The sequence below is a fragment of the Aeromonas sp. S41-2 genome (assembly GCF_027705845.1).
GTDB classification, from domain to species: Bacteria; Pseudomonadota; Gammaproteobacteria; order Enterobacterales; family Aeromonadaceae; genus Aeromonas; species Aeromonas hydrophila.
Map to the genome: position 1 here is coordinate 952624 of NZ_JAPDCG010000001.1, position 22790 is coordinate 975413.

Sequence of the window (22790 nt, forward strand, 5' to 3'; positions counted from 1 at the left end):
CATCTACGAGAGCAGCCAGCGCTTCAAGCGGGCGATGTCACCCGGACATTCACGGCGCAGCGACTCTATCCAGTCTTCCACGTTCTCCCACCAGGCGGGATGATCCGGGCTCTGGATAAGCTGGGCCAGCTGCTGCAGCCGGCGCAGACCGATGGAGCCGGCCGCCCCTTTTATCTTGTGCGCCTCCTCCACCACGCCGGCCTGATCCCGGGCAATCATGTTGGAGTCGAGCACCGCCATGTAGTCGGGCATCATCTTCTCGAACAGCTCGACGCTGGAGATCAGCACCTGCTTGCCCACGGTATCGGCATAATCGGTGAGGAAGGGCAAGTCCAGCAGCGCATCCTGACTGTCCGCATCCGCCTGTTCGTCCGCCTCATCCTCGGCCAAATCGGCAAACAGGTGGCCAATCACCTCCCGCACCGCCTTCGAGCCAAGCGGCTTGTTGATCACATCCTGCATGCCGTGATCCCGGTAGTACTGGCGATCGCCGGTGGCGTTGGCGGTGAGTGCCACCATGGGCGGCAGGCTGTCGCCGTAGCGGGCGAGCAGTTGCTCCGCCACATCGAAACCGGTCATGTCCGGCAGCTGGATATCCAGCAGGATCAGATCAAAATCGTCGGGATTGGCCATGGCCAGCGCCTGGGCACCGTCCCGCGCCACCTTGACCTCATGACCCAGCTTGTTGAGCAGGGCGCAGGCCACGGTCACGTTGAGCTCGACGTCCTCCACCAGCAGGATATCGAGGCAGGGCATCTCGGGCTCGGCCGCAGGCGTCTGGGCGGCGACGCAGTCTACCTCCAGCTCGGCGGTGAAGCAGGCGCCCTCGCCCGGGTCGCTGTCCACGTAGAGCTGACCGCCCATCGCCTGCACCAGCTGGCGGGAGACCGCCAACCCGATGCCGGTGCCGGTGGCGTGCTTCTTGCCCTGCACCTGATAGTACATGGCGAAGATCTTCTCCTGCTGGGCGCGCGGAATGCCGACCCCGGTATCTTCCACCTCGAAGTGCAGCGCCAGCTTGCCCGGCGCGTCGGCCGGGTGGGTGAGGCAGCGCACTGTCACCCCCCCCTCGTCGGTAAACTTGACCGCATTGCCCACCAGATTCCACAGCACCTGGCGCAACCGGGTCCCGTCCGCCATCACGAACTGCGGCACGTCGCCATCCCGGTCGAAATGCAGATAGAGCCCCTTCTGCTCCGCCTGGATGCGCGACAGCGTCTCCAGCTCGTCGAGGAAGGCAGGCAGGTCGATGGGGGTCGGGGCGATTTCCAGCCGGCGCCGGTCCAGCTTGTCGAGATCGATGATGTCATTGAAGATGTTGCCGAGCGTCACCGCGCTCAGGTGAATGGTCTTGAGCTGCTGGTGCTGCTTGGGATCGAGCGGCGTATCCATCAGCATCCGGCTCAAACCGACGATGCCGTTGAGCGGGGTGCGCAGTTCGTGGCTGATGGTGGAGATGAAGGTGGTCTTGTCGCGGCTCGCCTTCTCCAGTTTGTCCTGATACTGCTTGCGCTCGGTGATGTCGCGACCAAAACCGAGCAGGCCGAGCCGCTTGCCGAAACGATCGAAGAAGGGCACCTTGCGCAGCTCGAAGTAGGCCTTGCGACCGTCTGGGTACTCCAGCCACTGCTCATACGTGAGCGGCTCGTTCTGGGCGAAGACCTGCTTGTCGGTCTCCACCACCTTGCTGGCGATGTCGTGCTTATAGACATCGAACGGGGTCAAGCCGATGAGCTCCGCCTCCACCTTGCCGGTCAGCTCCTCCATGGCACGATTGCAGCCGGAGAACTGCTCGTCTTCATTGCGGTAGTAGACCAGATCGGGGGAGCAGTCGATGAAGGAGCGCAGCAGGGCGGTGCGCTCCCCCAGATGCAGCTGGGCCTTCTCGCGCTGGAACACCTCGTTCTCCAGATCCTCGATGGCCTGCTGGCGCAGGGTCTCGGCCCGGTTGGTCTCGGCAATCTGGGCGTTGAGGCGGCTGATGTTCTCCTGCAGCTGGCTGTTGAGCTCGAGATCCCGCTCACGCATGTCCTGCAGCTTGCGCACCATGCGGGTCAGCCGCTGGCGGGAATCCTCCAGCTGATCCACCACGATGGAGAGAAAATAGACGGCCCAGGGGGTGACCAGCAGGCCGAAGAAGACCGAGCGCACCAGGTCGACGATGTCCACTGTGCCGCGCAGGAACAGGGTGACCCCCATCTGGATCGAAACGGCCAGCACTATGATGCCGGTGGCCAGGAACATGCTGAAGCGCACCAGTCCCAGCTTGGTCATCAGGTCGACGTAATATTGCGCCCAGGATTTGATTTGTTTCATCTTATTGTTTTCTCCCCGATATTCGCCGAACAGAATACCAGCACGGCGCGCCGAACTCTTGTGCCGTCGCACGATAAATTATCGGTTAACCTCCTCCGCCCGCTGGGGTAGCATGCCGGAGTCAATTCGGTCAGCCCGGGTTAAGCCTGGCTGGCTATAATGTTCGGCCGTTCAATTCAACCAACTGATATTTCAGGAGTCTCATCGATGCGTAATCTCACCCTGCTGAGTCTTGGCCTGCTGGCAGCCAATGCCGCCCACGCCGATCTGGGCGAGATCCCCAAGCAGTCCGGCTGGTCCGGTTTCCTGCTGGGCGGGGTCAACGCCGTCAGCTACAAGTCCAACTTCTATGCTGGCGATGACAACCACAGTCGCATCAATGACCTCGGTTCGCCTGACAGCGAGAGCGGCCTGACGCCGCTGCTCAACGCCGATATCCGCTACACCTTTGCCGATACCCGTACCCAGATCTTTCTCGGCAACCTGATCCAGGACGCGGTGCGCTTCGACTTCACCCAGCAGCTCGGCCTGCGCCAGGAGATGGGTGACAAGGGCATAGTCGCCACCTCGCTGGTGTTCAACGTCATGCCGGTCGAGCTGTGGAGCGATCCCTTCGCCACCGGGGTGGATCGCAGCTCCACCGATGTGAAATCGAAAGGCGCGCGTTTTGCCTGGGACAAGATCTGGGGCAGCAACTTCTACGGCAACCTGACCACCCGAGAGGTGGACATGGATGAGGAGCGCAGCGGCCAGCAGTATGACCAGAGCCACGGCACCCACTACGCCGACATGCTGGATCGCAACGGCAAGATGCACGACATGGAGCTCTCCTACCAGTGGCACTTTGGCGGCAACCAGCTGCTGGAGCCGGCCATCGTCTACAAGCAGGCCCGCCTTGATGGCAGTGCCGAGAGTTTCAAGAACACCGGCCTGAAGCTGACCTATGCCAAGCGCGGCCCCCAGTGGTCCTTCGTCAGCAACCTCTATACCGGCAAGCGCAAGTATGACGAGGCGAACCCCATCTTCGGCCAGCGTGCCGATGCCGACGAATTCGCCATCAACGGCACCTTCTTCTGGCACAACCTGTTTGGCGTCAACGCCCTCGCCGCCACCTTCACCGCCGCCTATGCCAGCGCCGACTCGGACATCAACTTCTACGACAGCCAGTCCACCCGCTTCAGCACGGGTCTGCTCTACAACTTCTAAACCCAACCCGCACCAACAAACGAGGCCACCCCATGGGTGGCCTCGTCATTTGCAACGGCCAATGCGGCCATCAGATCCCGAGCGAGTCGAGCAGATCGTCGTGATCGTTGGCCACCGGAGCGGCGGCCGGAGCCGGCTGGGCAGCCTCGCGCTTGGTCTGGGCGATCAGGGCATCCGGATCCAGCTCCTCCTGATCCATGCCATCGTTGTGGATGCGGATGAACTCGGTCTTGTCCATCGCCAGCTCCAGATAGAAGATGTTGTTGCGGGCGGTGAAGAAGGTGACCCGGCGCGACTCCGGGCTGTCGAGGTTGGTATCGACGCTCAGCATCACCTGCTTGTTGAGGGCCAGCATCTTCGGCTGGTTCTGGGTGATGTGGGTCTGCAGATCCCGGCCGACCTTGACGGTGAAGCTGCCGACGATCTGGTTCATCAGCTCGCCCATCACGTTGCTCACCTCGTCCGAGGTATGGGAGATGGCAAGGTCTTCCTTGGAAAGCCCCATGCTGAGCATGTAGCTCTCGTACAGCTCCATGGCGGCGGAGGCGGAGAAGTTGATCACCACCAGGCCGGAGAAGCCGCCGTCAAACAGCACGAAGCAGCCGATATCCGGCTTGAGGCAGGTCTTGCTGATCCGCTGCACCATGCCGGAGAAACGCACCTGACTCTGGGTTGCCGCACTCAATACATCCGTGACCGAATGGCACAGGCTCAGCAGCACGTCCTCTGTGGTCAATACGGTATCGTTGTCGGCTCTTGTCACTATCATGGGACCTTCCTGAACATCGAAAATGGGCTTATCTATACCATAACTCTAACAGATAGCGCGGCTTGGGCTTCGAAATAGCGAGCCGCCTCTCAGTTGATTCAATTGTCAGTGCCAAGCGGACTGAATCCGGCCAGATTGGCCAGCTTGAGACGCCAGCTGGCCGCCTCTGCCAGCAATGCGGCTTCCTCATAGGGCACGGAGGGATGAGCCCCCCAGATGGGACCGGGCCAGGCCTTGTCGGTACTGAAACGGGCGACATGATGCAGATGCAGCTGGGGCACCAGATTGCCGAGCGCCGCCACGTTGATCTTGTCCGGCCGCAGCGCCTGCTCCATCAGGGTGGCGACCGCGCAGGACTCCTCCATCAGCTGCTGTTGCTGCGCCGGTGCCAGGTGGTGAATTTCCCGCAGATTGGCCACTCTCGGCACCAGGATCAGCCAGGGGTACTGGCTGTCCTTGGCCAGCAGGACGCGGCAAAGGGGCAGATCGCCGAGCAGGCGGGTATCTGCCTGCAGGCGGCTGTGCAGTTCAAACATGAAGACCTCGTTGACGTAAGGTGGGCGCGATGCACGATGAGAGCACCCACGTTACTGCAACGGGCCGCAAACTTAAAGTCGCGGCACGGCCCAGCTGACAAAGCGCTTGCGAAGCGCGGGGTCGGCCTTGAGGAAGAGTTGCTGCAACTGGCCCTCCAGCGCGCTGGCCGCCACCGGTTCAACCGCACCGGCGGTTGCGGTGACAGGCACGACCGTGCTCAATGCCGCCTTGCCGCCGCTCTGGTTGTATTCGGCGAGTTTGGCCCGCCAGTCCATCCCAATCAGCATGCCACTGGTGACCAGCGCATCCTGCTGGCTGGCAATGCTCTGGCCACCGGCCTGCAAGCCCATGACGGGAGACTCGGCATACTGCGCCATGCCCCTTTCATCGCTCGGCAAGTTGGCGACCAGCCGCACCTGCTGCTGACTGGCTTGATAACGCAGCACCTGCGGCGCGGAGCGCAGCTGGCGGTCATTCTCACTGCTGCTGCGACTCGGGATCACCCCTTCATAGCGCACCAGCAACTGCTGCTCCCCATCCGGCAGGGTGGCATGCTGCTCATCGTGCAGCGTGCCCGCACTCACCGCCAGGATCTGGAAATCCGCCGGCACCCTCACCTCGACAGCCGCCCAAGCCGCACTGCCCAGCACCATCTGCATGCCCAGCGCTGCCCACAGCAGCGATACCCCACGCCCGTACCGATAACCCATCATATTTGCTCATCTTCCTGTTTGCGTTGATGGGCGCAGGCTAGCAGCCGAAGATGACAGAAAAATAACGAGGGCTCAGAGCAGGTAGTGGGGGCGCTCGGCAAACCACTGGGCCAGCACCTGCTTGAACAGCCGGATCTTGCGCGGTACCCGCCGCTGCTGGGCGTGCAGAACGTGCAGCGGGTGCAACCCGGTCTGCCACTCCGCCAGCACGGTGACCAGCTCCCCCTGCGCCAGCCAGGGTTCCACCAGCATCAGCGGACACTTGGCGTACCCCATGCCGGCCCGAGCCAGCTGCAGCACGGTACTGTAGTGGTTGGCCCGCACCTTGCCCTGCACCAGGATGTGCGCCTCCTCCTCTCCCTTGCGAAAGTGCCACTGCTCCCAGGCCGGGTTGTGGCCCTGCAGCAGGCAGGGCCGCCCGCCCAGTTCATAAGGGGTGGCTGGGCGCCCCTCCCGCGCCAGCAGGGCCGGGCTGGCCACCACCACGTCCTTGAGCCTGCCGAGCGGCAGCGCCACCAGGTTGTCGGGAATGCTGCTCATGGCGCGCAGGGCGATGTCGTGCTCCCCCTGGCTCATGTCGATCATGGCGTTGGTGAAGTTCAATTCGACCTGGACGCCGGGGCAGAACTCGGCAAAGCGGGCCAGCAGATCGTTCACCATGCGATCGCCGGTACTGACCGGGCAGGTGAAGCGCAGCCGGCCGCCATCCTCCTCGGTCAGCGCCTGGATATCCTGCTCCGCCTGGCGAGCCAGCGCGAAGATCTCGCCGGCTTGCTGATAGAGGGTCCGGCCCGCCTCGGTGAGGCTGAGTCGGCGAGTGGTACGCTGCAGCAGTTGGGCATTGAGGGTCGATTCCAGCGCGCTGACGTGACGGCTCAGCATCCCCTTGCTCACCCCCAGGCTGTCGGCCGCGGCCGAGAAACTGCCCTTTTGCACCACCTCGTAAAAACTGGCCAGGTGGGAGATATCCATTCATTAGCTCCAATATGGAAACAATGCGTTTATTTTACGCGCTTTTTCTCCCTTTTCATCGCGCTAGAATCAACACATCCCAACCAGGAGTGAAACAGATGAAGATTGTGATTGTGGGTGCCTCCGGCACCGTCGGCTCCGCCGTCAGCGAGTTGCTTGCCAAAGACCACCAGGTGATCCGGGTCGGTCACAGCCAGGGGGACGCCACGGTCGACATGCGCGATCCCGCTTCCATCAAGGCGCTGTTCACCAAGCTGGGCCAGTTCGATGCGCTGGTGGTGGCCAGCGGCAGCGTGGCCTTCAACGCCCTCACCGAGATGACAGACGAGCAGTGGCAAGTGGGGCTTCAGAGCAAGCTGATGGGCCAGATCAACCTGACCCGGGCTGCCATCCCCCACCTGAACGACAAGGGCTCCATCACCCTGATCAGCGGCATCCTGAGCGAGGAGCCCATCAACTGGGGGGCGAGCGCGACCACCATCAACGGCGCCATCGATCACTTCGTCAAGGCGGCGGCCTGCGAGCTGCCGCGGGGTCTGCGCATCAACGTGGTGAGCCCGACCGTGCTGACGGAGTCGATGGATAAATACGCCAGCTTCTTCCCGGGCTTCGTCCCCGTGACCGCCGCCAGGGTGGCGCAGGCCTACCAGAAGTCGGTACTGGGGGTGCAGACCGGCCAGGTGTTCAGGGTCAACGGCTGATCGCCGCCCTGCTGCCGCCCAGCCAGCACGGCAACAAAAACAGGCCCCGTGATGGGGCCCGTTCCATTGCTGCCAGCATGCCGACTTGCAGTCGGCTGATGGCAAACGTTTGTTTTTACGGCAACAAAAAAGGCGGTGTGCCTCAGTCGATCAGCCCGTACTGCGCGCGCAGTACCTCGATGATCTCCTGCTTCGGATTGGCGCTGCGTACCAGCGGCTGACCGATGATCTTCTCGGCAATCCCCACATAGGTGTTGGAGATGTCCATCATCACTTCGGTCGGCAACTTGTTGTCGCGGGCCAGGGCGAAGCGCTCGGGCATGCGGTGCTTGTTGAGCAGGATGTCCGGATCCGGGAAGTGATTGAGCAGCCACTGGCGGAAACCCTCTTTCGACTTCTCGACGATCTGGCCGTCGCGCAGGGCGGCGCCATCCCAGATGCGGGAGCTGTCGGGGGTGCCCACTTCATCCATGTAGATCAGCTTCTCGTTGCCGGCGGCGTCATTGACGTAGCCAAACTCGAACTTGGTGTCGACGAAGATCTGATCCAGCTCGGCCAGCGCGTCACTGATGACGTTGAAGCCTTCCTTGAGCAGCACTTCGTAGCGGTCGATGTCGGCCGGCTTGCTGAAGTTGAAGCCCCGGTAGTGGCGTTCGATGTCGGCACGGGAGACGTTGACGTCGTCGGCTTCCGGCACGCCGTCCAGCCCGGTCAGCACGCCCTTGGTGGAGGGGGTGATGAGGATCTCGGGCAGCTTCTGATCCTTCTTCAGTCCTTCCGGCAGGGTGATGCCGCAGAACTCGCGCTCGCCATCCTTGTAGGCACGCCACATGGAGCCGGTGATGTACTGGCGGGCAATCGCCTCGATCATCACGGGGCGGGCTTTTTGCACGATCCAGACGAAGGGATGGGGGATGTCCAGGATGTGGCTGTCGGCCAGCCCCTTCTCCTTGAACAGCTTGAACCAGTGGCTGGAGATGGCGTTGAGCGCAGCCCCTTTGCCCGGCACGCCGTTGAGCCCGTCCACGCCCTGCCAGATGCAGTCGAAGGCCGAGATCCGGTCACTGATCACCATGATGGCGAGCGGCGCATCTGCCGGCACGTCATAACCCTTCTCGCGGATGAGGCGGGCACTGTCTGCGGCGGTCAGCCAGTAGACGCTGCGCACCTTGCCGGAATGGACGGGTTTATCGGTACGGATCGGCAAATCGTCGTTCACCGCCAATACTTGATCTGCAAGACTCATGGTAAGTAACACTTCCTGTTTGTGGGGGGTTTACATAACAAAACAGGGGCACAAGGCCCCTGTTTCTATTCTGTTTTTGCAGCTTGGTCAGCCAGACCCTTGGCGAATGCCTCGGACAGACTGATGTACATCTGGGAGATGACACCGGACGACACGGGCTTCTTGTCCTTGTCGAACAGGGTGATGGAGGTCTTGCCCCCCGCCATCTCGCCAAGCTGGAAGCGATACTTGTCTTCGTCCAGCTTGAACGGCTCGCTGCCCTTGGCCTTCCAGAATTCGCTGCCCGGCTCGTCGTACTCGACGTCGATCCAGCCCAGCGACTGCTGGGTATCCTTGATGGTGAAACCGTAGGCCGGCAGCACCTGATTGAGACGACGCCACACCTGGTCGAACGAACCATCGACGATCCAGGCGCTCAGCTCGTTGTTGTCCAGACCCAGTTCCAGCCCCATGCCATCGTTGGCCTTGTGCTGTTCGCGGGACTTGAGCTGCTTGTCGTAGTAGAGCGAGAACTGGTTGAGGGCCCGAGTCGCGTAACGCTGGGCATCCGCCGGGGTCAGCTCCTTGCTGGTCTCGCCATCGACGGTCTCTTCATGATCCAGCACCCGTACCGACATGTTGACGGCGTGGCGCTGAGGATCGTTGCGCAGGGTGAACTGGTAGCGCTGGCGAATGACGAAGTCATCGTCCTCTTCACTCCAGCCGTCGAGCGCCTTGGTGTTGTCAAACCAGCCGGTCTGCAGCACGCCGGCCTGCTGGTCCAGCTTCTCGGTGGTGACCTTGTACTGGGCGAGGAAGTTCATCAGGAAGGCCCAGGTATCGCGCTCCACGCTCTGGGAGGTGCTGAGCGCATAGAAAGCCATGGTGGGTTCGCCAGCATTGGCCACCACCTGGCTGCCCGGTACCACGGTCAGCAGCTGGGCGGGTGGACGTACATCAACCTTGGCACCCAGCGCGCCGTCACGGCTGCTCTCGGGCAGGGCCGGAATGTCGAAACTGCTGTTAAAGGCGGGGGTATTCAACCCGGCCGGCACCAGAAACGCACGGCCTTCAAGGCGGGCATCCTCGTACTCGAAACCACGGTTGGCCATCTTGCGTTCCTCGGGTGAGCTACAGGCTGCCAGCACGGCAACGGTCGCCACACTCAGCACCAGGCGCACTGCATTTCCCTTTCCATTTGCTTTAAACACTCGCCATCAACTCCGCAGTCGTCAGTGCTTGCGCCATCGCCTGTTCGCCCTCGGGGGTGAGGTCGGTGAGCGGCAGACGCAAGGTGGCCGTCGCAATCAATCCCAGCTGGGCACAAGCCCACTTCACCGGGATGGGACTCGGTTCGCAGAACAGAGTCTGATGCAACGGCATCAATCGATTGTTGATGTCGTGCGCTCGTCCGGCATCACCGGCCAGCGCAGCACGACACATGTCGGCCATCTGGGCCGCTGCAATATTGGTGGTGACCGAAATGACTCCGTCCCCGCCTTGCAGCATGAAATCACATCCACTGGCATCATCGCCACTATAAAGCGCGAATTGTGCGCCGCACAGCTCGCGCAGCAGCGGCGTACGGCTCAGATCCCCGGTCGCCTCTTTCAGGCCTATGATGCCGGGCACCTTGGCCAGTCGGGCTACCGTCTCCGGTTTGAGATCGCAACCGGTACGACCGGGCACATTATAAAGAATTTGGGGCAGACCACTAGCCTCGGCGATCGCACAATAGTGACGATAGAGGCCTTCCTGGGTGGGTTTATTGTAATAGGGGGTGACCGAGAGACCCGCCACCACGCCGGTTTCGGCGAAGCGCTTGGCCAGGTCGATGGCATGGGCGGTATTGTTGGAGCCGCAGCCGGCAATGACCGGAATGCGTCCGGCGGCCAACGCCACGGTTTTCTCCACGACGGCGATGTGCTCCTGTTCGCTCAGGGTCACCGATTCCCCCGTGGTCCCGACCGCCACGATGGCGCTGGTCCCGGCGCTGACATGATAGTCGACCAGAGTGGCCAGACTGGCCCAATCGACTTCACCTGAAGCCAGCATGGGGGTAACGAGGGCAACAATACTACCGCGCAACATGGATATTTCTCCCGATTTTCAGGGGCGTTATGGTAAAGCTGCCCCCTTGGAAAAACAAGGGAGGCCAGGGGCAAGCCGTGTTACCATCCGGCAAAAACCGCACTGCGCGAGCCGCGGTGGAACACGCCGGACGCTGGTCGTGACACCCCGATACCGTGCTCGTTGCAACGAGATTCTCAACAAGGTTGCCATGCAGGATCGCTGGCAGTGGCCCATGGCCAGCCCCTTCGGGCTATGCCACTGCATCCACATTCGCAACCCGCTAATGGACGAGAGAAGATTTATGACTCATTACCTGGTCGTAACGGCCATCGGCACGGACAGGCCTGGCATCGTCAATGAGGTCACCCGCCACGTCAGTGGGTGTGGCTGCAACATTGTCGACAGCCGTCTTGGCATCTTCGGCAATGAATTCACCTTCATCATGCTGCTGTCCGGTGACTGGAACAGCCTGATGCAACTCGAGATAAGCCTGCCCCTGCGCAGCCAGGAGTGGGACCTCATCACCATGATGAAGCGCACCGAACGCCATCAGTCACTGCAATACGACATCAGCGCCAACGCCGAGATCCTGATCCGGGACCAGCCGGGCATCGTAAGCCAGTGCACCCAGTTCTTCAGCGATCACGGCTGGGACATCCAGGCCATGCAGACCATCACCCTGGAACAGCAGCCGTTCAACCTGCTCAAGGCCAGCTTTCAGCTCAATCTGGCCAAGCAGGGAGAGGCGGCCGGCTCGCAGACGGCCTTCGCCGGATTCTGTCGTGAACTGGGCGCAGAATCGTTCGAATTCATCGTCAATCACAAACACGCCTGACGGCTCATCCAAGGAGATCCCATGCAACCTTTATCCGCTGGCAGCCTGGCCCCCGATTTTTCCCTGTCCGACCAGGACGGCAACCAGGTACGCCTTGCCGACCTGCGCGGCAAGAAAGTGCTCGTCTACTTCTATCCCAAGGCGATGACCCCAGGCTGCACCACCCAGGCCTGCGGCCTGCGCGACGTCAACGCCGAGCTGGCCGCCCTCAATGTGGTGGTGCTCGGCATCAGCCCGGATAGCGCCAAACGGCTGAAAAAATTCGAGGAGCGCGACAACCTGAACTTCCGCCTGCTGGCCGATGAAGATCATGCAGTGGCCGATGCGTTTGGCGTCTGGGGCCCGAAGAAGTTCATGGGCAAGGAGTATGACGGTATCCACCGGCTGAGCTTCCTCATCGACGAAGAGGGCAAGATTAGCCATCGCTTCGACAAGTTCAAGACCAGCGATCACCATCAGGTGGTGCTCGACCTGCTCAAGGGCTGAACCCCAGATACCGGTAATGCCTACATGGAAAGGGCCTGCAACTGCAGGCCCTTTTTTATTCGCATGTCGTTGCCTGCCTCGCGTTGTGGGCAGGAGGCTCGATGCCCGGTCCTTTGGCTCGCCTGCCAGGAAAATGACTGGCGGCGATGTTCTCGTTTGTCATGAAGGCGCCGGCTTGCATCCGCGATGGGATGCCTTGGTGACGGGTCTTTCGGCGCAGGCCAAATGACGCCCTTATTGTTGCGCCAGCGGGCCAGAAAGCAAGCCGCCAGCCGTTACATTTAATTAACCAGCCGGGATCGACGTTGATTTCCCGCCCCGCTATCTCGCCAACCTCCCCTGCCAGATCAAAAAATTCATCTTATATATGGGTTAACGTGGCCCCAGTTTCATTTTCCAGTGAGAAAAGCCCATGAACATGAGCCACACCGAACGTCTGATCCTGAGCAACCAGTACGAGATCCTGGCCAAACTCAATCCGGAGAAGGCGGCGTTTTACCAACGGGCCAGCACCATCATCGAACGCGGCTACTGCCTGCAGATCCTCGAACTGGAGAAGAGTTTCGGCCATCTGGATCTGGCCACCTGCCAGGAGGTGATCGACACCCTGGAACTGCACCACGCGCTGGCAATCTCCTGGGGCAACCTGGAAGCGGCCGATCAGGGCGAAATCAATGCCAGCCGGCTGGAGTTCAACGGCTACAGCCGCAGCCAGGAGCGGGAGCTGGCCGACTACGTCTGCTTCCTGCTGGAAGTGGACAAGCGCTTCCCCGAACTCAAGTGCCCGTGCGACGAGCTCTCCAGCGACATCGCCATGCGCGACAAGTACCAGCGCATGCTGACGGTCTGGCGCCAGTGCCCGCGTCAGTACAAGCTCTCCATCCAGGAGATCCGCAAGGTTCTGGCGGCCTGATAGGCATGAAAAAGGCGCCGCGAGGCGCCTTGGTCCGAGTCATGGCCCACAGGCCTCACTCGTAGAGGAAGGATTTGTCCAGCTGCTTGAAGGCGGCGTTGAGGGTATCGGCCAGCTCTTCGTATCTGGGCTGGGCCACCAGTTGGCGACGACCGCCCTGCTCGTTCATCTTGCCGTTGATCTCGCGATACCAGCTGGCAAGGGAGGGCGGCAGCCGGGTATCGGCGCGCTGACCGAGCCAGTAGTAGCCCTGCAGCGGCAGGCTGAGCAGAAACAGCACCGAGGTCATGACGGAAGGCCAGTAGTGCAGCTCGCCGAACTGGAACTGCAGCATGACGCTGAGCACAGCCAGCGCCGGAATGACCTTGAGGGCGAACTCGGTGGCCTTGATCACCCGATTCTCCGGGAACATGGAATTAAGCTCGGGACGGCGGGGCCAAAGGGTCATATAATGACGGCCTTGCTGTAACTTAGTTCCAAAAATGTTCATGCTCATGCTACCTCCGAGCTCTTTTTGAACGTATTAACGGCAAAACCACGACAATATTTGATGCGCAATAACAAAGGTTGAGGATGACTTTGTTATTTTTCAACAATCGGGTTATCCTTTGTACGCCCAATTTTTGCGCCAACGGCCTGCCGTTGCGCTGTCAGGGACGTCTGGATTTCGGGTCTTGTATCACTATACAAGGGGCAAGCAACAGATTGCCAACCCTCATAAGGATAAGTTGAAAGTTTTTGGACACGGCTCGTCCAACGCATCCTCCTACACAACCCAATCTGCGATAGGATTTATTCATGAGTAAGCTGGTTCTTGTTCTTAACTGTGGCAGCTCGTCCCTGAAGTTTGCTGTCATTGACGCAACCACCGGTGATGACCTGCTGTCCGGCCTGGCCGAGTGCTTCAACCTCGACGACGCCCGCATCAAGTGGAAACTGAACGGTGAGAAAGGCAGTGCCGATCTGGGCGCCGGTGCCGCTCACCAGGAAGCGCTGGACTACATCGTCAACAAGATCCTGCCGCTCAACCCGGAGCTGTCCAAGAACCTGATCGCCATCGGCCACCGTGTGGTACACGGCGGTGAGCGCTTCACCTCCTCCGTGCGCATCTGCGACGACGTCATCGCCGGCATCGAAGCCGCCGTACCGTACGCGCCGCTGCACAACCCGGCTCACCTGATCGGTATCCGTGAAGCCCGTCGCGTGTTCCCGGCGCTGGCCGAGAAGAACGTTGCCGTGTTCGACACCGCGTTCCACCAAAGCATGCCGGAAGAAGCCTTCCTGTACGCCCTGCCGTACAAGCTCTACAAAGAGAACGGTATCCGTCGCTACGGCGCCCACGGCACCAGCCACTACTACATCAGCCTGGAAGCCGCCAAGCAGCTGAACAAGCCGGTGGAAGAGCTGAACATCATCAACTGCCACCTGGGCAATGGCGGTTCCGTCTGCGCCATCAAGAACGGCAAATCCGTCGATACCTCCATGGGCCTGACCCCGCTGGAAGGCCTGGTGATGGGTACCCGTTCCGGTGACATCGATCCGGCCATCATCTTCTTCCTGCACGACAAGCTGGGCATGAGCGTGGCCGACATCAACACCATGCTGACCAAAGAGTCCGGCCTGCAGGGTCTGACCGAAGTGACTTCCGACTGCCGTTTCGTTGAAGACAACTACGACAGCAAAGAAGAAGCCAAGCGTGCCATGGACGTTTACTGCTATCGCCTGGCCAAGTACATCGGCGCCTACGCCGCCGCCATGGACGGTCGTCTGGACGCCGTGGTCTTCACCGGTGGTATCGGTGAAAACTCCGCCCCGATCCGTGAAATCACCCTGAACAAGCTGGGTCTGCTGGGCTTCGACGTCGATCACGACGCCAACCTGAAGGCTCGTTTCGGCAAGGGTGGCGAGATCACCAAGGCTGGTTCCACCAAAGCCCTGGTTATCCCGACCAATGAAGAGTGGGTCATCGCCCACGACGCGCTGGAACTGGTTGGCGCATAATTTCGCTGTAGAGCAAGGCCGCCCAAGGGCGGCCTTTTCCTGATCCCAAAAATGAACAAGGGGTATAAAGTGGCACGCACTATTATGCTTATCCCGGTCGGCACTGGTGTCGGCGTAACTTCCGTGAGCCTTGGCGTTGTTCGCGCCATGGAGCGTCACGGTGTCAATGTCAGCTTCTTCAAACCGGTCGCCCAGCCGCGTCCGGGTGAAACCGGTACCGAGCGCTCCACCGCCGTGATCCGCGCCGCTGCCAACATCAACCCGCCCGAGCCGTTCGCCCTCTCCTACGCCGAGAACATGATCACCTCCAGCAACACCGACATCCTGCTGGAAGAGATCGTGGCCCGCTTCGAAGAGCACGTGAAGGCCAGCGGTGCCGAAGTGCTGGTCATCGAAGGCATGGTACCGACCGACAAGCAGCCGTTTGCCAACAAGCTGAACTACGACGTCGCCAAGGCGCTGGACGCCGACATGGTGTTCGTGACCCATCCGGGCAACGACTCCAGCCAGAAGCTGAAAGAGCGCATCGAGCTGGCCTGCTCCAACTTCGGTGGCGTCAACAACCCCCGTATCGTTGGCTGCGTCATCAACAAGGTGGGTGCACCGGTTGACGAGCATGGCGTGACCCGCCCCGATCTGACCGAGATGTTCGAGGCCCACCACCACACCTCCGACGCCGCCCATAACCTGGAAGTGCTGCAGGTATTCGGCAAGAGCCCGCTGCGCATCCTCGGCTGCATTCCCTGGAATACCCAGCTGATCGCCCCGCGCGCCAAGGATCTCGCCAAGCACCTGGCCGCCAAGATCCTGCACAAGGGTGAGCTGGACAGCCGTCGCCTGCAGACCGTGACCTTCTGTGCCCGCTCCATCCACAACATGATCGAGCACTTCCGCCCGGGCAGCCTGCTGGTGACTTCCGGCGACCGCTCCGACGTCATCGTCTCCGCCTGCCTGTCCGCCATGAACGGCGTCAAGCTGGGTGCCCTGCTGCTGACCGGCAACTACCACCCGGAACCGCAGGTGATGGCGCTGTGCCAACAGGCCATGGCCACCGGCCTGCCGATCATGATCACCGGCACCAACACCTGGCAGACTGCGGTCAGCCTGCAGAACTTCAACGTCGACATTCCGGAAGATGACCGCGAGCGGATCGAGCTGGTGCAGGACTATGTGGCCGGCCACATCGACAAGCACTGGATCGAGTCTCTCTCCGCCAAGTCCACCCGTTCCCGTCGCCTGAGCCCGCCGGCTTTCCGCTACCAGCTGACCGAACTGGCCCGTCAGGCCAACAAGCGTGTCGTGCTGCCGGAAGGGGAAGAGCCGCGGACCATCAAGGCTGCCGCCATCTGTGCCGAGCGTGGCATCGCCCGTCCGGTCCTGCTGGGCAACCCGGAAGAGATCCGTCGCGTTGCCGAACAGCAGGGCGTGGTACTGACCGACCGCGTCGAGATCATCGATCCGGTTGCCGTGCGCGAGCGCTATGTGGCCCGTCTGGTCGAGCTGCGCAAGAACAAGGGCATGACCGAAGTGGTTGCCCGCGAGCAGCTGGAGGACAACGTGGTACTGGGTACCATGATGCTGGAGCGCAATGAAGTTGACGGCCTGGTATCCGGCGCGGTGCACACCACTGCCAACACCATCCGTCCGCCGATGCAGATCATCAAGACCGCCCCGGGTTCTTCCCTGATCTCCTCCATCTTCTTCATGCTACTGCCGGACCAGGTACTGGTCTACGGTGACTGCGCGATCAACCCGGATCCCACTGCCGAGCAGCTGGCCGAGATCGCCATCCAGTCCGCTGACTCCGCTGCCGCCTTCGGCATCGAGCCGCGCGTCGCCATGATCTCCTACTCCACCGGCACCTCCGGCGCCGGCGCCGATGTAGAGAAAGTGCGTGAAGCCACCGAGCTGGCCAAGGCCAAGCGCCCCGACCTCATCATTGATGGCCCGCTGCAGTACGATGCGGCCATCATGGAGAACGTGGCCAAGTCCAAGGCACCGAACTCTCCGGTCGCAGGTAAAGCCACCGTGTTCGTGTTCCCGGACCTGAACACCGGCAACACCACCTACAAGGCGGTACAGCGCTCTGCGGATCTGGTCTCCATCGGCCCGATGCTGCAAGGCATGCGCAAGCCGGTCAACGACCTGTCCCGTGGCGCCCTGGTGGACGACATCGTCTACACCATCGCCCTGACCGGTATCCAGGCAGCCCAGGCCGAGTAATCGACCGAGCTTATCCCTGTTGAAAAACCCGCCGCAAGGCGGGTTTTTTTATGGCTGACGGGCAGATGTTGATCCGCGAGATCAAATCAGGATCCAGTCCGGATCCCGCATTCTCGTTCAGAGGCCAGCCCGGCAAGGGCGGCGGGATAAGCAAACGCTCACACCCGCCAGAGTCGATTGCACAATTGCACCCCAGCCGAGATCAGATCCAAATACTTCTTTAAGATCAGCACACTAACGTCAGCCCCACCGCTAATCTACAGACTTTTCCACAGCTTTTGTGGATAGTTTACCGATCATTTGAAAGAAAATGACAGACTCGGCCACGCCTTGCGCCCATGAAAAAGGGCTCCGAAGAGCCCCTTTGGACAACAAACCCGCCAGCAACCTACTCAGGGGCGCAGCGCCTTGTCGGCACGGGAGATACCGCAGACACCGGAGCGCACCACTTCGATGATCTCGTTGGTCTGGGCGGCCGTCTTGATGAAGGCGTCCAGCTTGTCGCTGGTACCCACCAGCTGCACCGTGTAGAGCTCGGGGGTGACGTCGACGATCTGGCCGCGGAAGATATCCGCCAGCCGTTTCAGCTCGTCACGACCACCACCGGCGGCGCGCGCCTTGACCAGCGCGATCTCCCGCTCGATGTGCTCACCCTCACTCAAGTCGCACACCTTGAGCACGTCCACCAGCTTGTGCAACTGCTTCTGGATCTGCTCCAGCACCCGCTCGTCACCCATGGTGACGATGGTCATGCGCGACAGGGTGGGATCCTCGGTGGGGGCCACCGTCAGGGTCTCGATGTTGTAGCCGCGCTGGGAGAAGAGGCCCACCACCCGGCTCAGGGCGCCGGATTCGTTCTCCAGCAGAACGGAAATTATATGTCTCATCAGGTTCTCTCCGTCTTGCTCAGCCACATCTCATCCATGGCGCCGAACTTTATCTGCATCGGATAAACGTGCTCATCCGGGTCGACCGAAATGTCCATGAACACCAGTCGATCCTTCATGGCGAAGGCCTTCTCCATGGCACTCTCCAGCTCGGCCGGATCGCTCACCGCGATGCCGACGTGGCCATAGGCTTCCGCCAGTTTGACGAAGTCCGGCAGCGACTCCATGTAGGAGTGACTGTGACGACCGCCGTAGAACATCTTCTGCCACTGCTTGACCATGCCCAGCGCCCGGTTGTTGATGGAGATGATCTTGATGGGCACCCCGTACTGCATGCAGGTAGAGAGCTCCTGAATGTTCATCTGCACCGAACCGTCGCCGGTGACGCAGCAGACCACCGCATCCGGGTTGGCAAACTGGGCGCCCATGGCGGCCGGAATGCCGAACCCCATGGTGCCGAGGCCGCCGGAGTTGATCCACTGGCGCGGCTTGGCAAACGGGTAGTAGAGGGCGGCAAACATCTGGTGCTGGCCCACGTCGGAGGCCACGAACGCCTCCCCCTTGGTCACCTTGTAGAGGGTCTCGATCACCTGCTGCGGCTTGATCAGGGTGGGATGGGTCTCGTAGGCCAGGCAGTTGCGCGAGCGCCACTGGCCGATCTGGCTCCACCAGTCCGCCAGTACCTGCTTGTCGTTGTCGAAACCACACTCGCGGATCACTTCCAGCATCTGCTCCAGCACGGTTTCCACCGAGCCGACGATGGGCACGTGGGCCTGCACCGTCTTGGAGATGGAGGTGGGATCGATGTCGATGTGAACTATGGTGGCGTTGGGACAGAACTTGGCCACGTTGTTGGTGACGCGGTCATCGAAGCGGGCACCCACGGCGAAGATCAGATCCGCGTTGTGCATGGTCTTGTTTGCTTCGAAGGTGCCGTGCATGCCCAGCATGCCGATGAATTGCGGATGGGTGCCGGAGAAGGCCCCCAACCCCATCAGGGTGGTGGTCACCGGCAGGTTCAACAGCTCCGCCAGCTTGGTCACCAGGTGATCCGCATTGGCATTGATGGCGCCGCCGCCGACGTACATCACCGGGCGCTCGGCCTCCACCAGCAGCTTGGCGGCCCGCTTGATCTGCCCCTTGTGGCCCGACTTGGTCGGATTGTAGGAGCGCAGGGACACCGTCTCGGGATACTGATAGGGAAACTTCTCTTTCGGGTTCTGCACGTCTTTGGGCAGATCCACCACCACCGGCCCCGGGCGGCCGCTGGCAGCAATGTAATAGGCCTTCTTGATGGCGTCGGGAATGTCGCTGGCCTTCTTGCACAGGAAGCTGTGCTTCACCACCGGGCGGGAGATGCCGATCATGTCGGTCTCCTGGAATGCATCCTCCCCGATCATGCTGGTCGGCACCTGGCCGGACAGGATCACCAGGGGGATGGAGTCCATGTAGGCGGTCGCGATCCCCGTAATGCAGTTGGTGGCGCCGGGACCCGAGGTCACCAGCACAGTGCCCACCTTGCCGGTGGAGCGGGCGTAACCGTCCGCCATGTGCACCGCGGCCTGCTCGTGCCGCACCAGGACATGCTCCATCTTGCCGTTTTCAAAGAGAGCGTCATAGATGTCGAGCACTGAGCCACCAGGGTAGCCGAAAACGTGCTCAACTCCCTGATCTTCCAGCGCTCTAACCACCATCTGGGCGCCTGATAACATCTCCATGATAAAGCCCTCCAGGCTTTGCTCCGTTAAGCGAAAGCTATCGGCAGTCCGCTGCTTCCCGGCACCGCCAGTCCGTGCATTGTTGTTGTCTGAATACGGACCCGGCGAGTTCGGCGCTGTCGATAGTAGAAAAATAGGTTTTTTCCATCATTCACCCGAAAAGCGGGTGAAAAACCAACTTAACCCGCTTGTGAACGCTTGTCCACGGCTTTGTCTGACCAGAACAGTCATAAATTTCAAACAGCTATTAACATTCAGTGACTTGAGAAAAAGGGCGGGGACAATGCGGGGAAGTTGGGGGAATGACCAGCGGATCATGCTGCCACGGCCGCCCTGAATGGAAAAAAATAAGCCCACCGCCAGGGTGGGCCCGCAAGCCTGGCAGGGGATCAGTGATCCTCTTCCGGCTCCGCCAGCCAGATCTGCTGATCCGGATCCGTCTCCTCGCAGACCGAGATACTGACCCCCATGTCCAGCAGCTCGTGCAGGGTGAGATTGTCCGCCAGATTCATGGTGTCGCCGTTTTCATTGGTAAAGCGCATGGTGTCCGTCCTCTCCTTGGTGGGATCCCTCTCAGTCTAGTCAAAGGCGCTCACTTGCGATAACCAACTGCTGTTTAGCGGGCTGCCCCCCTCCAGTTCGCTCAGCCGATCACACACCTCTTCCGGAAACAGGGTGCGAGCCCACAGCCGGCGCGAGAGCTCGGCCACGCTCTCCTTTGCCCCGTCCGCCAACCAGCCCGCCAGTTCCCCCGCCACATCGGGATAGAGGATCTGGCCCGGGGCCGAGGCATCCAGCCAGGCCCGCACCGCATTGGCATCGAGTGCATCCATCAGCCGGGCCAGCCCCATCAACTCCAGCGTCTTGGCGTTGGTCAGCTGCTCGAACTGCCCCCCCAGCGGCTTGACCAGCAGCTTCTTGCCAAGGGAGAGCGCCTCCGAGGCCAGTTCGAAACCACCGTTGGTGATGACCCCGCGACAGCCGGCCAGCACCTGCTTGAAACTTTCCCGCGCCTGCGGCTCGAACGCTATGTTGCGCCACTGGCTGGCGCTGCGAATGGCCGGATGAAAGCAGACGAAGCGCTGCTGGTTGAAGCGCGACAACAGGGCTGCGATCGCCTCGGTCTGCTCAAACGGCAGATAGACCAGGATCTGCTGATTGTCGGGGGCCTGGGCGATGGGATCTATGATGGGCGGCAGCAGCGGCTGGCCGAAGTGAAACCAGTGCAGTCCGAGGGACTGGCGGACCGGGGCGAAGTGGCGCATCAGCTGGCGATTGAAGCCGCTCTCGCCCCAGCGCGGAATGGGCCAGTCGAAGCTGGCCTGATGGCTGATAGTGAGGCTGGGCTTGCCCCAGCGACGGGCGGCATGGGCACTGAGTGGCTCAAAATCGCTGATCACCAGATCGTAATCGCGGCAATCCAGGGCCCTCATATCGCGCCAGAAGCGCAGGGGCGAGAGCCCCTTGAGGGTTCGCCAGCCCGAGATGGCCCCCTCATGGCTGACGAAGGTGATGCCGGGAAAGGCACGATAATCGCCGAATTCGGCCATCTCGAAGTAACCGTCCGCAGGGCGACCGCTGAACAGATAGTCCACCTCCAGACCACGGGCTCGCAGCGCCCGCGCCAGGGTACGACTACGGCTGATGTGACCGTTGCCGGTGCCCTGTACCCCGAACAGGATCCTCATCATTGGCCCCAACCGAGCGCCAGCAGGGCGCAGCCACCGCCGAGCAGGGCGCCGGCCACCAGATCGCTCAGATAGTGCACCCCGAGCAGCAGACGGGACGCCCCCACCAGCGCGGCCCAGACAAACAGCAAGGGGGCCCAGAGCGGGAAGCTGGCGGCCAGCACGGTTGCCATCAGAAAAGCTGCGGCGGTGTGGCCGGAGGGCAGGCTGTAGCGATCGGAAGGGGTGATGAAGACCGGCAGCCCCGCCGGGCGCTGGCGCTTGAGCAGGTTTTTCAGCAGCAGGTAGAGCGGCAGCTCGAAGGCGAAGGCGAGCAGCGCCAGCTTCACCAGCTCGCGCTCGGCCTCCCCCTGCCACCAGAGCAGGGCCGCCAGTACGGCGTAGAGAGGGCCATCACCGGTCCGGGAGATAAGCCGGCTGATCCTGGCCTGTGGCCGGTTGTAGGCGTGCAGCAGGCAGATACGGCACACCTGCAGGTCCCATTGCTGGATCTTGTTCATAACCCCTCCTTCCCTGAAGTCTTAGGGCAGACTAGGGCGACGGGGTGACACTTGGTTGAACGTGGGATAACAGATTTATGAAAAAAGGGCCGAATGGCCCTTTTTGCTGTCCAGGTGGCAAATGATCAGTTCAGAGTGCCGCGCAGACCGTTTTCCATCAGACGGCAGTTGTGATCCGCCAGGCGGGCCATGAAGTGTTCATCCACGGTCAGGCCGAATACCTGCTCGTAGAGATCCTTCATCACGAACGGCTGCCACATCATGCTGAGGAAGGAGATCTTCAGCATCTCGGGATCCAGATTGTCACCCAGTTCGCCGTTGTTCTTCATGGACTCCAGCAAGGCATCGAACTGGGGCAGCTGGCGTTCCAGCAGGCGGTTCAGCACAAAATCCCGACCTGGGCTTTTCTCGGTCGATAATGCGCTGGAGATGGCGGAGGTCAGCTCGCTGTTGGGCGCCATCACCTGATAGTAGGTATTGAGCAGATCGTTGAGGCTGCGGTTGCCGGCCTCATCGTGCCAGGCTTGATCCAGTGGCTCAGCCACATCGCCCAGCACCGCCTTGTAGAGACCCTCTTTGCTGCCGAAGTAGTAGTGGATCATCGCCAGATTGGAGCCGGCCAGCTCGGCGATCTCACGGGTCGTCACCTTGCTGTAGGGGGTGTTGAGAAAACGCTCACGGGCGGCAGAGAGCAACTTGTCACGAATGTCAGAACGTCCGACCGGACGACCAGGTCTACGTTTTTCCATTTAATACCTCGGATAATTCAGCAAAAACTGACAAGTCGATCTGATTGCACAGATGATCGAGTACAGCAGGAATGACCAGATAATCGTGCAAGGGCCGAATATGGGACAAGTAAATTTGCACTCCTTTACAATCCGATTAAATAAACCAGCGAAATGAACCGGGTCTGCGCGGTTGACACAGCATAAAAATCTCGATATTGGTAAAAGCGTTATCGACTGGAAGGATTGATTCATCATGCGTATTGCCGCTCCGCTACTACTAATCTCCCTAATCGCGA

22 protein-coding genes are annotated in these 22790 nt (G+C 61.0%); 7 read left to right on the top strand and 15 right to left on the bottom strand.

Features of this window, described 5'->3' with window-relative positions; all coding sequences use genetic code 11:
* Window positions 1–3: 3 nt before the first annotated feature.
* Entirely contained in the window at window positions 4–2316 is a 2313-nt protein-coding gene (gene arcB, locus OKC44_RS04375; RefSeq protein ID WP_045790556.1) for an aerobic respiration two-component sensor histidine kinase ArcB, read from the bottom strand.
* A gap of 207 nt (window positions 2317–2523) precedes the next feature.
* Here arcB and OKC44_RS04380 point away from each other — a divergent pair, with 207 nt between their 5' ends.
* The gene (locus tag OKC44_RS04380) at window positions 2524–3522 is read left to right on the top strand and encodes a DUF2860 family protein (protein WP_024944318.1); all 999 of its coding nucleotides are present in this window, start codon (window positions 2524–2526) and stop codon (window positions 3520–3522) included.
* Between the two features lie 70 nt (window positions 3523–3592).
* On the opposite strand, the gene OKC44_RS04385 is transcribed toward OKC44_RS04380, so the two are convergent.
* From OKC44_RS04385 to OKC44_RS04400, 4 genes are all read right to left on the bottom strand, one after another.
* On the bottom strand, window positions 3593–4291 hold the full coding sequence (locus OKC44_RS04385; RefSeq protein ID WP_016349593.1) for a DUF3334 family protein: 699 nt from the start codon (window positions 4289–4291) through the stop codon (window positions 3593–3595).
* Between the two features lie 98 nt (window positions 4292–4389).
* Entirely contained in the window at window positions 4390–4827 is a 438-nt protein-coding gene (locus tag OKC44_RS04390; protein WP_011704842.1) for an HIT domain-containing protein, read from the bottom strand.
* A 72-nt stretch (window positions 4828–4899) separates the two neighbouring features.
* Window positions 4900–5541, bottom strand: coding sequence for a DUF2057 domain-containing protein (locus OKC44_RS04395; RefSeq protein WP_270811261.1), 642 nt, complete (start codon window positions 5539–5541; stop codon window positions 4900–4902).
* A 72-nt stretch (window positions 5542–5613) separates the two neighbouring features.
* Complete coding sequence (locus OKC44_RS04400; RefSeq protein ID WP_270811263.1) at window positions 5614–6513, bottom strand: LysR family transcriptional regulator; 900 nt, start codon at window positions 6511–6513, stop codon at window positions 5614–5616.
* A 98-nt stretch (window positions 6514–6611) separates the two neighbouring features.
* On the opposite strand from OKC44_RS04400, the gene OKC44_RS04405 reads away from it, so the two are divergent.
* Entirely contained in the window at window positions 6612–7214 is a 603-nt protein-coding gene (locus OKC44_RS04405) for a short chain dehydrogenase (protein ID WP_270811266.1), read from the top strand.
* 142 nt (window positions 7215–7356) lie between these two features.
* Here OKC44_RS04405 and OKC44_RS04410 read toward each other — a convergent pair whose 3' ends face one another.
* From OKC44_RS04410 to dapA, 3 genes are all read right to left on the bottom strand, one after another.
* Entirely contained in the window at window positions 7357–8460 is a 1104-nt protein-coding gene (locus OKC44_RS04410; protein ID WP_024944314.1) for a phosphoribosylaminoimidazolesuccinocarboxamide synthase, read from the bottom strand.
* Between the two features lie 65 nt (window positions 8461–8525).
* Complete coding sequence (bamC, locus tag OKC44_RS04415) at window positions 8526–9650, bottom strand: outer membrane protein assembly factor BamC (protein ID WP_270811269.1); 1125 nt, start codon at window positions 9648–9650, stop codon at window positions 8526–8528.
* Window positions 9643–10530: a 4-hydroxy-tetrahydrodipicolinate synthase gene (dapA, locus tag OKC44_RS04420; protein WP_029303856.1), complete on the bottom strand. Its 888-nt coding sequence runs from the start codon at window positions 10528–10530 to the stop codon at window positions 9643–9645. The genes bamC and dapA overlap by 8 nt, the downstream gene beginning before the upstream one ends.
* A 283-nt stretch (window positions 10531–10813) precedes the next feature.
* Here dapA and OKC44_RS04425 point away from each other — a divergent pair, with 283 nt between their 5' ends.
* The 3 genes from OKC44_RS04425 to OKC44_RS04435 all read left to right on the top strand — a co-directional run bounded on the left by OKC44_RS04425 (window position 10814) and on the right by OKC44_RS04435 (window position 12746).
* A complete protein-coding gene (locus OKC44_RS04425) occupies window positions 10814–11347 on the top strand; it encodes a glycine cleavage system protein R (RefSeq protein ID WP_016349586.1) in 534 nt (177 codons plus the stop codon).
* Between the two features lie 21 nt (window positions 11348–11368).
* Window positions 11369–11833, top strand: coding sequence for a thioredoxin-dependent thiol peroxidase (gene bcp / locus OKC44_RS04430; RefSeq protein WP_017779107.1), 465 nt, complete (start codon window positions 11369–11371; stop codon window positions 11831–11833).
* 412 nt (window positions 11834–12245) lie between these two features.
* The gene (locus tag OKC44_RS04435) at window positions 12246–12746 is read left to right on the top strand and encodes a YfbU family protein (protein WP_011704833.1); all 501 of its coding nucleotides are present in this window, start codon (window positions 12246–12248) and stop codon (window positions 12744–12746) included.
* A 55-nt stretch (window positions 12747–12801) separates the two neighbouring features.
* Here the strand turns inward: OKC44_RS04435 and yfbV are convergent, their stop codons facing one another.
* Complete coding sequence (yfbV, locus tag OKC44_RS04440) at window positions 12802–13242, bottom strand: terminus macrodomain insulation protein YfbV (RefSeq protein WP_011704832.1); 441 nt, start codon at window positions 13240–13242, stop codon at window positions 12802–12804.
* Window positions 13243–13544: 302 nt separating this feature from the next.
* On the opposite strand from yfbV, the gene OKC44_RS04445 reads away from it, so the two are divergent.
* Window positions 13545–14747 (top strand): acetate kinase, encoded by a 1203-nt coding sequence (locus OKC44_RS04445; RefSeq protein ID WP_011704831.1) that lies wholly within the window; start codon window positions 13545–13547, stop codon window positions 14745–14747.
* A gap of 51 nt (window positions 14748–14798) precedes the next feature.
* Window positions 14799–16970, top strand: coding sequence for a phosphate acetyltransferase (pta, locus tag OKC44_RS04450; protein ID WP_017410280.1), 2172 nt, complete (start codon window positions 14799–14801; stop codon window positions 16968–16970).
* Between the two features lie 392 nt (window positions 16971–17362).
* Here the strand turns inward: pta and ilvN are convergent, their stop codons facing one another.
* The 6 genes from ilvN to OKC44_RS04480 all read right to left on the bottom strand — a co-directional run bounded on the left by ilvN (window position 17363) and on the right by OKC44_RS04480 (window position 22512).
* Window positions 17363–17857, bottom strand: coding sequence for an acetolactate synthase small subunit (gene ilvN / locus OKC44_RS04455; protein WP_011704829.1), 495 nt, complete (start codon window positions 17855–17857; stop codon window positions 17363–17365).
* Window positions 17857–19575, bottom strand: coding sequence for an acetolactate synthase 3 large subunit (locus OKC44_RS04460; RefSeq protein ID WP_011704827.1), 1719 nt, complete (start codon window positions 19573–19575; stop codon window positions 17857–17859). The genes ilvN and OKC44_RS04460 overlap by 1 nt, the downstream gene beginning before the upstream one ends.
* Window positions 19576–19964: 389 nt before the next feature.
* On the bottom strand, window positions 19965–20117 hold the full coding sequence (locus OKC44_RS04465) for a hypothetical protein (RefSeq protein WP_011704826.1): 153 nt from the start codon (window positions 20115–20117) through the stop codon (window positions 19965–19967).
* A gap of 36 nt (window positions 20118–20153) precedes the next feature.
* A complete protein-coding gene (locus OKC44_RS04470; RefSeq protein WP_270811313.1) occupies window positions 20154–21263 on the bottom strand; it encodes an MJ1255/VC2487 family glycosyltransferase in 1110 nt (369 codons plus the stop codon).
* On the bottom strand, window positions 21263–21763 hold the full coding sequence (locus tag OKC44_RS04475) for a phosphatase PAP2 family protein (protein WP_024944309.1): 501 nt from the start codon (window positions 21761–21763) through the stop codon (window positions 21263–21265). The genes OKC44_RS04470 and OKC44_RS04475 overlap by 1 nt, the downstream gene beginning before the upstream one ends.
* Window positions 21764–21888: 125 nt before the next feature.
* Window positions 21889–22512, bottom strand: coding sequence for a TetR/AcrR family transcriptional regulator (locus OKC44_RS04480; protein WP_011704823.1), 624 nt, complete (start codon window positions 22510–22512; stop codon window positions 21889–21891).
* Between the last annotated feature and the right edge of the window lie 278 nt (window positions 22513–22790).

What these genes read in the sequence shown, in the direction of transcription:
- arcB (WP_045790556.1), bottom strand. Translation starts at nt 2,316, where the DNA reads ATGAAACAAATCAAATCCTGGGCGCAATATTACGTCGACCTGATGACC.
- OKC44_RS04380 (WP_024944318.1), top strand. Translation starts at nt 2,524, where the DNA reads ATGCGTAATCTCACCCTGCTGAGTCTTGGCCTGCTGGCAGCCAATGCC.
- OKC44_RS04385 (WP_016349593.1), bottom strand. Translation starts at nt 4,291, where the DNA reads ATGATAGTGACAAGAGCCGACAACGATACCGTATTGACCACAGAGGAC.
- OKC44_RS04390 (WP_011704842.1), bottom strand. Translation starts at nt 4,827, where the DNA reads ATGTTTGAACTGCACAGCCGCCTGCAGGCAGATACCCGCCTGCTCGGC.
- OKC44_RS04395 (WP_270811261.1), bottom strand. Translation starts at nt 5,541, where the DNA reads ATGATGGGTTATCGGTACGGGCGTGGGGTATCGCTGCTGTGGGCAGCG.
- OKC44_RS04400 (WP_270811263.1), bottom strand. Translation starts at nt 6,513, where the DNA reads ATGGATATCTCCCACCTGGCCAGTTTTTACGAGGTGGTGCAAAAGGGC.
- OKC44_RS04405 (WP_270811266.1), top strand. Translation starts at nt 6,612, where the DNA reads ATGAAGATTGTGATTGTGGGTGCCTCCGGCACCGTCGGCTCCGCCGTC.
- OKC44_RS04410 (WP_024944314.1), bottom strand. Translation starts at nt 8,460, where the DNA reads ATGAGTCTTGCAGATCAAGTATTGGCGGTGAACGACGATTTGCCGATC.
- dapA (WP_029303856.1), bottom strand. Translation starts at nt 10,530, where the DNA reads ATGTTGCGCGGTAGTATTGTTGCCCTCGTTACCCCCATGCTGGCTTCA.
- OKC44_RS04425 (WP_016349586.1), top strand. Translation starts at nt 10,814, where the DNA reads ATGACTCATTACCTGGTCGTAACGGCCATCGGCACGGACAGGCCTGGC.
- bcp (WP_017779107.1), top strand. Translation starts at nt 11,369, where the DNA reads ATGCAACCTTTATCCGCTGGCAGCCTGGCCCCCGATTTTTCCCTGTCC.
- OKC44_RS04435 (WP_011704833.1), top strand. Translation starts at nt 12,246, where the DNA reads ATGAACATGAGCCACACCGAACGTCTGATCCTGAGCAACCAGTACGAG.
- yfbV (WP_011704832.1), bottom strand. Translation starts at nt 13,242, where the DNA reads ATGAGCATGAACATTTTTGGAACTAAGTTACAGCAAGGCCGTCATTAT.
- OKC44_RS04445 (WP_011704831.1), top strand. Translation starts at nt 13,545, where the DNA reads ATGAGTAAGCTGGTTCTTGTTCTTAACTGTGGCAGCTCGTCCCTGAAG.
- pta (WP_017410280.1), top strand. Translation starts at nt 14,799, where the DNA reads ATGAACAAGGGGTATAAAGTGGCACGCACTATTATGCTTATCCCGGTC.
- ilvN (WP_011704829.1), bottom strand. Translation starts at nt 17,857, where the DNA reads ATGAGACATATAATTTCCGTTCTGCTGGAGAACGAATCCGGCGCCCTG.
- OKC44_RS04460 (WP_011704827.1), bottom strand. Translation starts at nt 19,575, where the DNA reads ATGGAGATGTTATCAGGCGCCCAGATGGTGGTTAGAGCGCTGGAAGAT.
- OKC44_RS04465 (WP_011704826.1), bottom strand. Translation starts at nt 20,117, where the DNA reads ATGCGCTTTACCAATGAAAACGGCGACACCATGAATCTGGCGGACAAT.
- OKC44_RS04470 (WP_270811313.1), bottom strand. Translation starts at nt 21,263, where the DNA reads ATGAGGATCCTGTTCGGGGTACAGGGCACCGGCAACGGTCACATCAGC.
- OKC44_RS04475 (WP_024944309.1), bottom strand. Translation starts at nt 21,763, where the DNA reads ATGAACAAGATCCAGCAATGGGACCTGCAGGTGTGCCGTATCTGCCTG.
- OKC44_RS04480 (WP_011704823.1), bottom strand. Translation starts at nt 22,512, where the DNA reads ATGGAAAAACGTAGACCTGGTCGTCCGGTCGGACGTTCTGACATTCGT.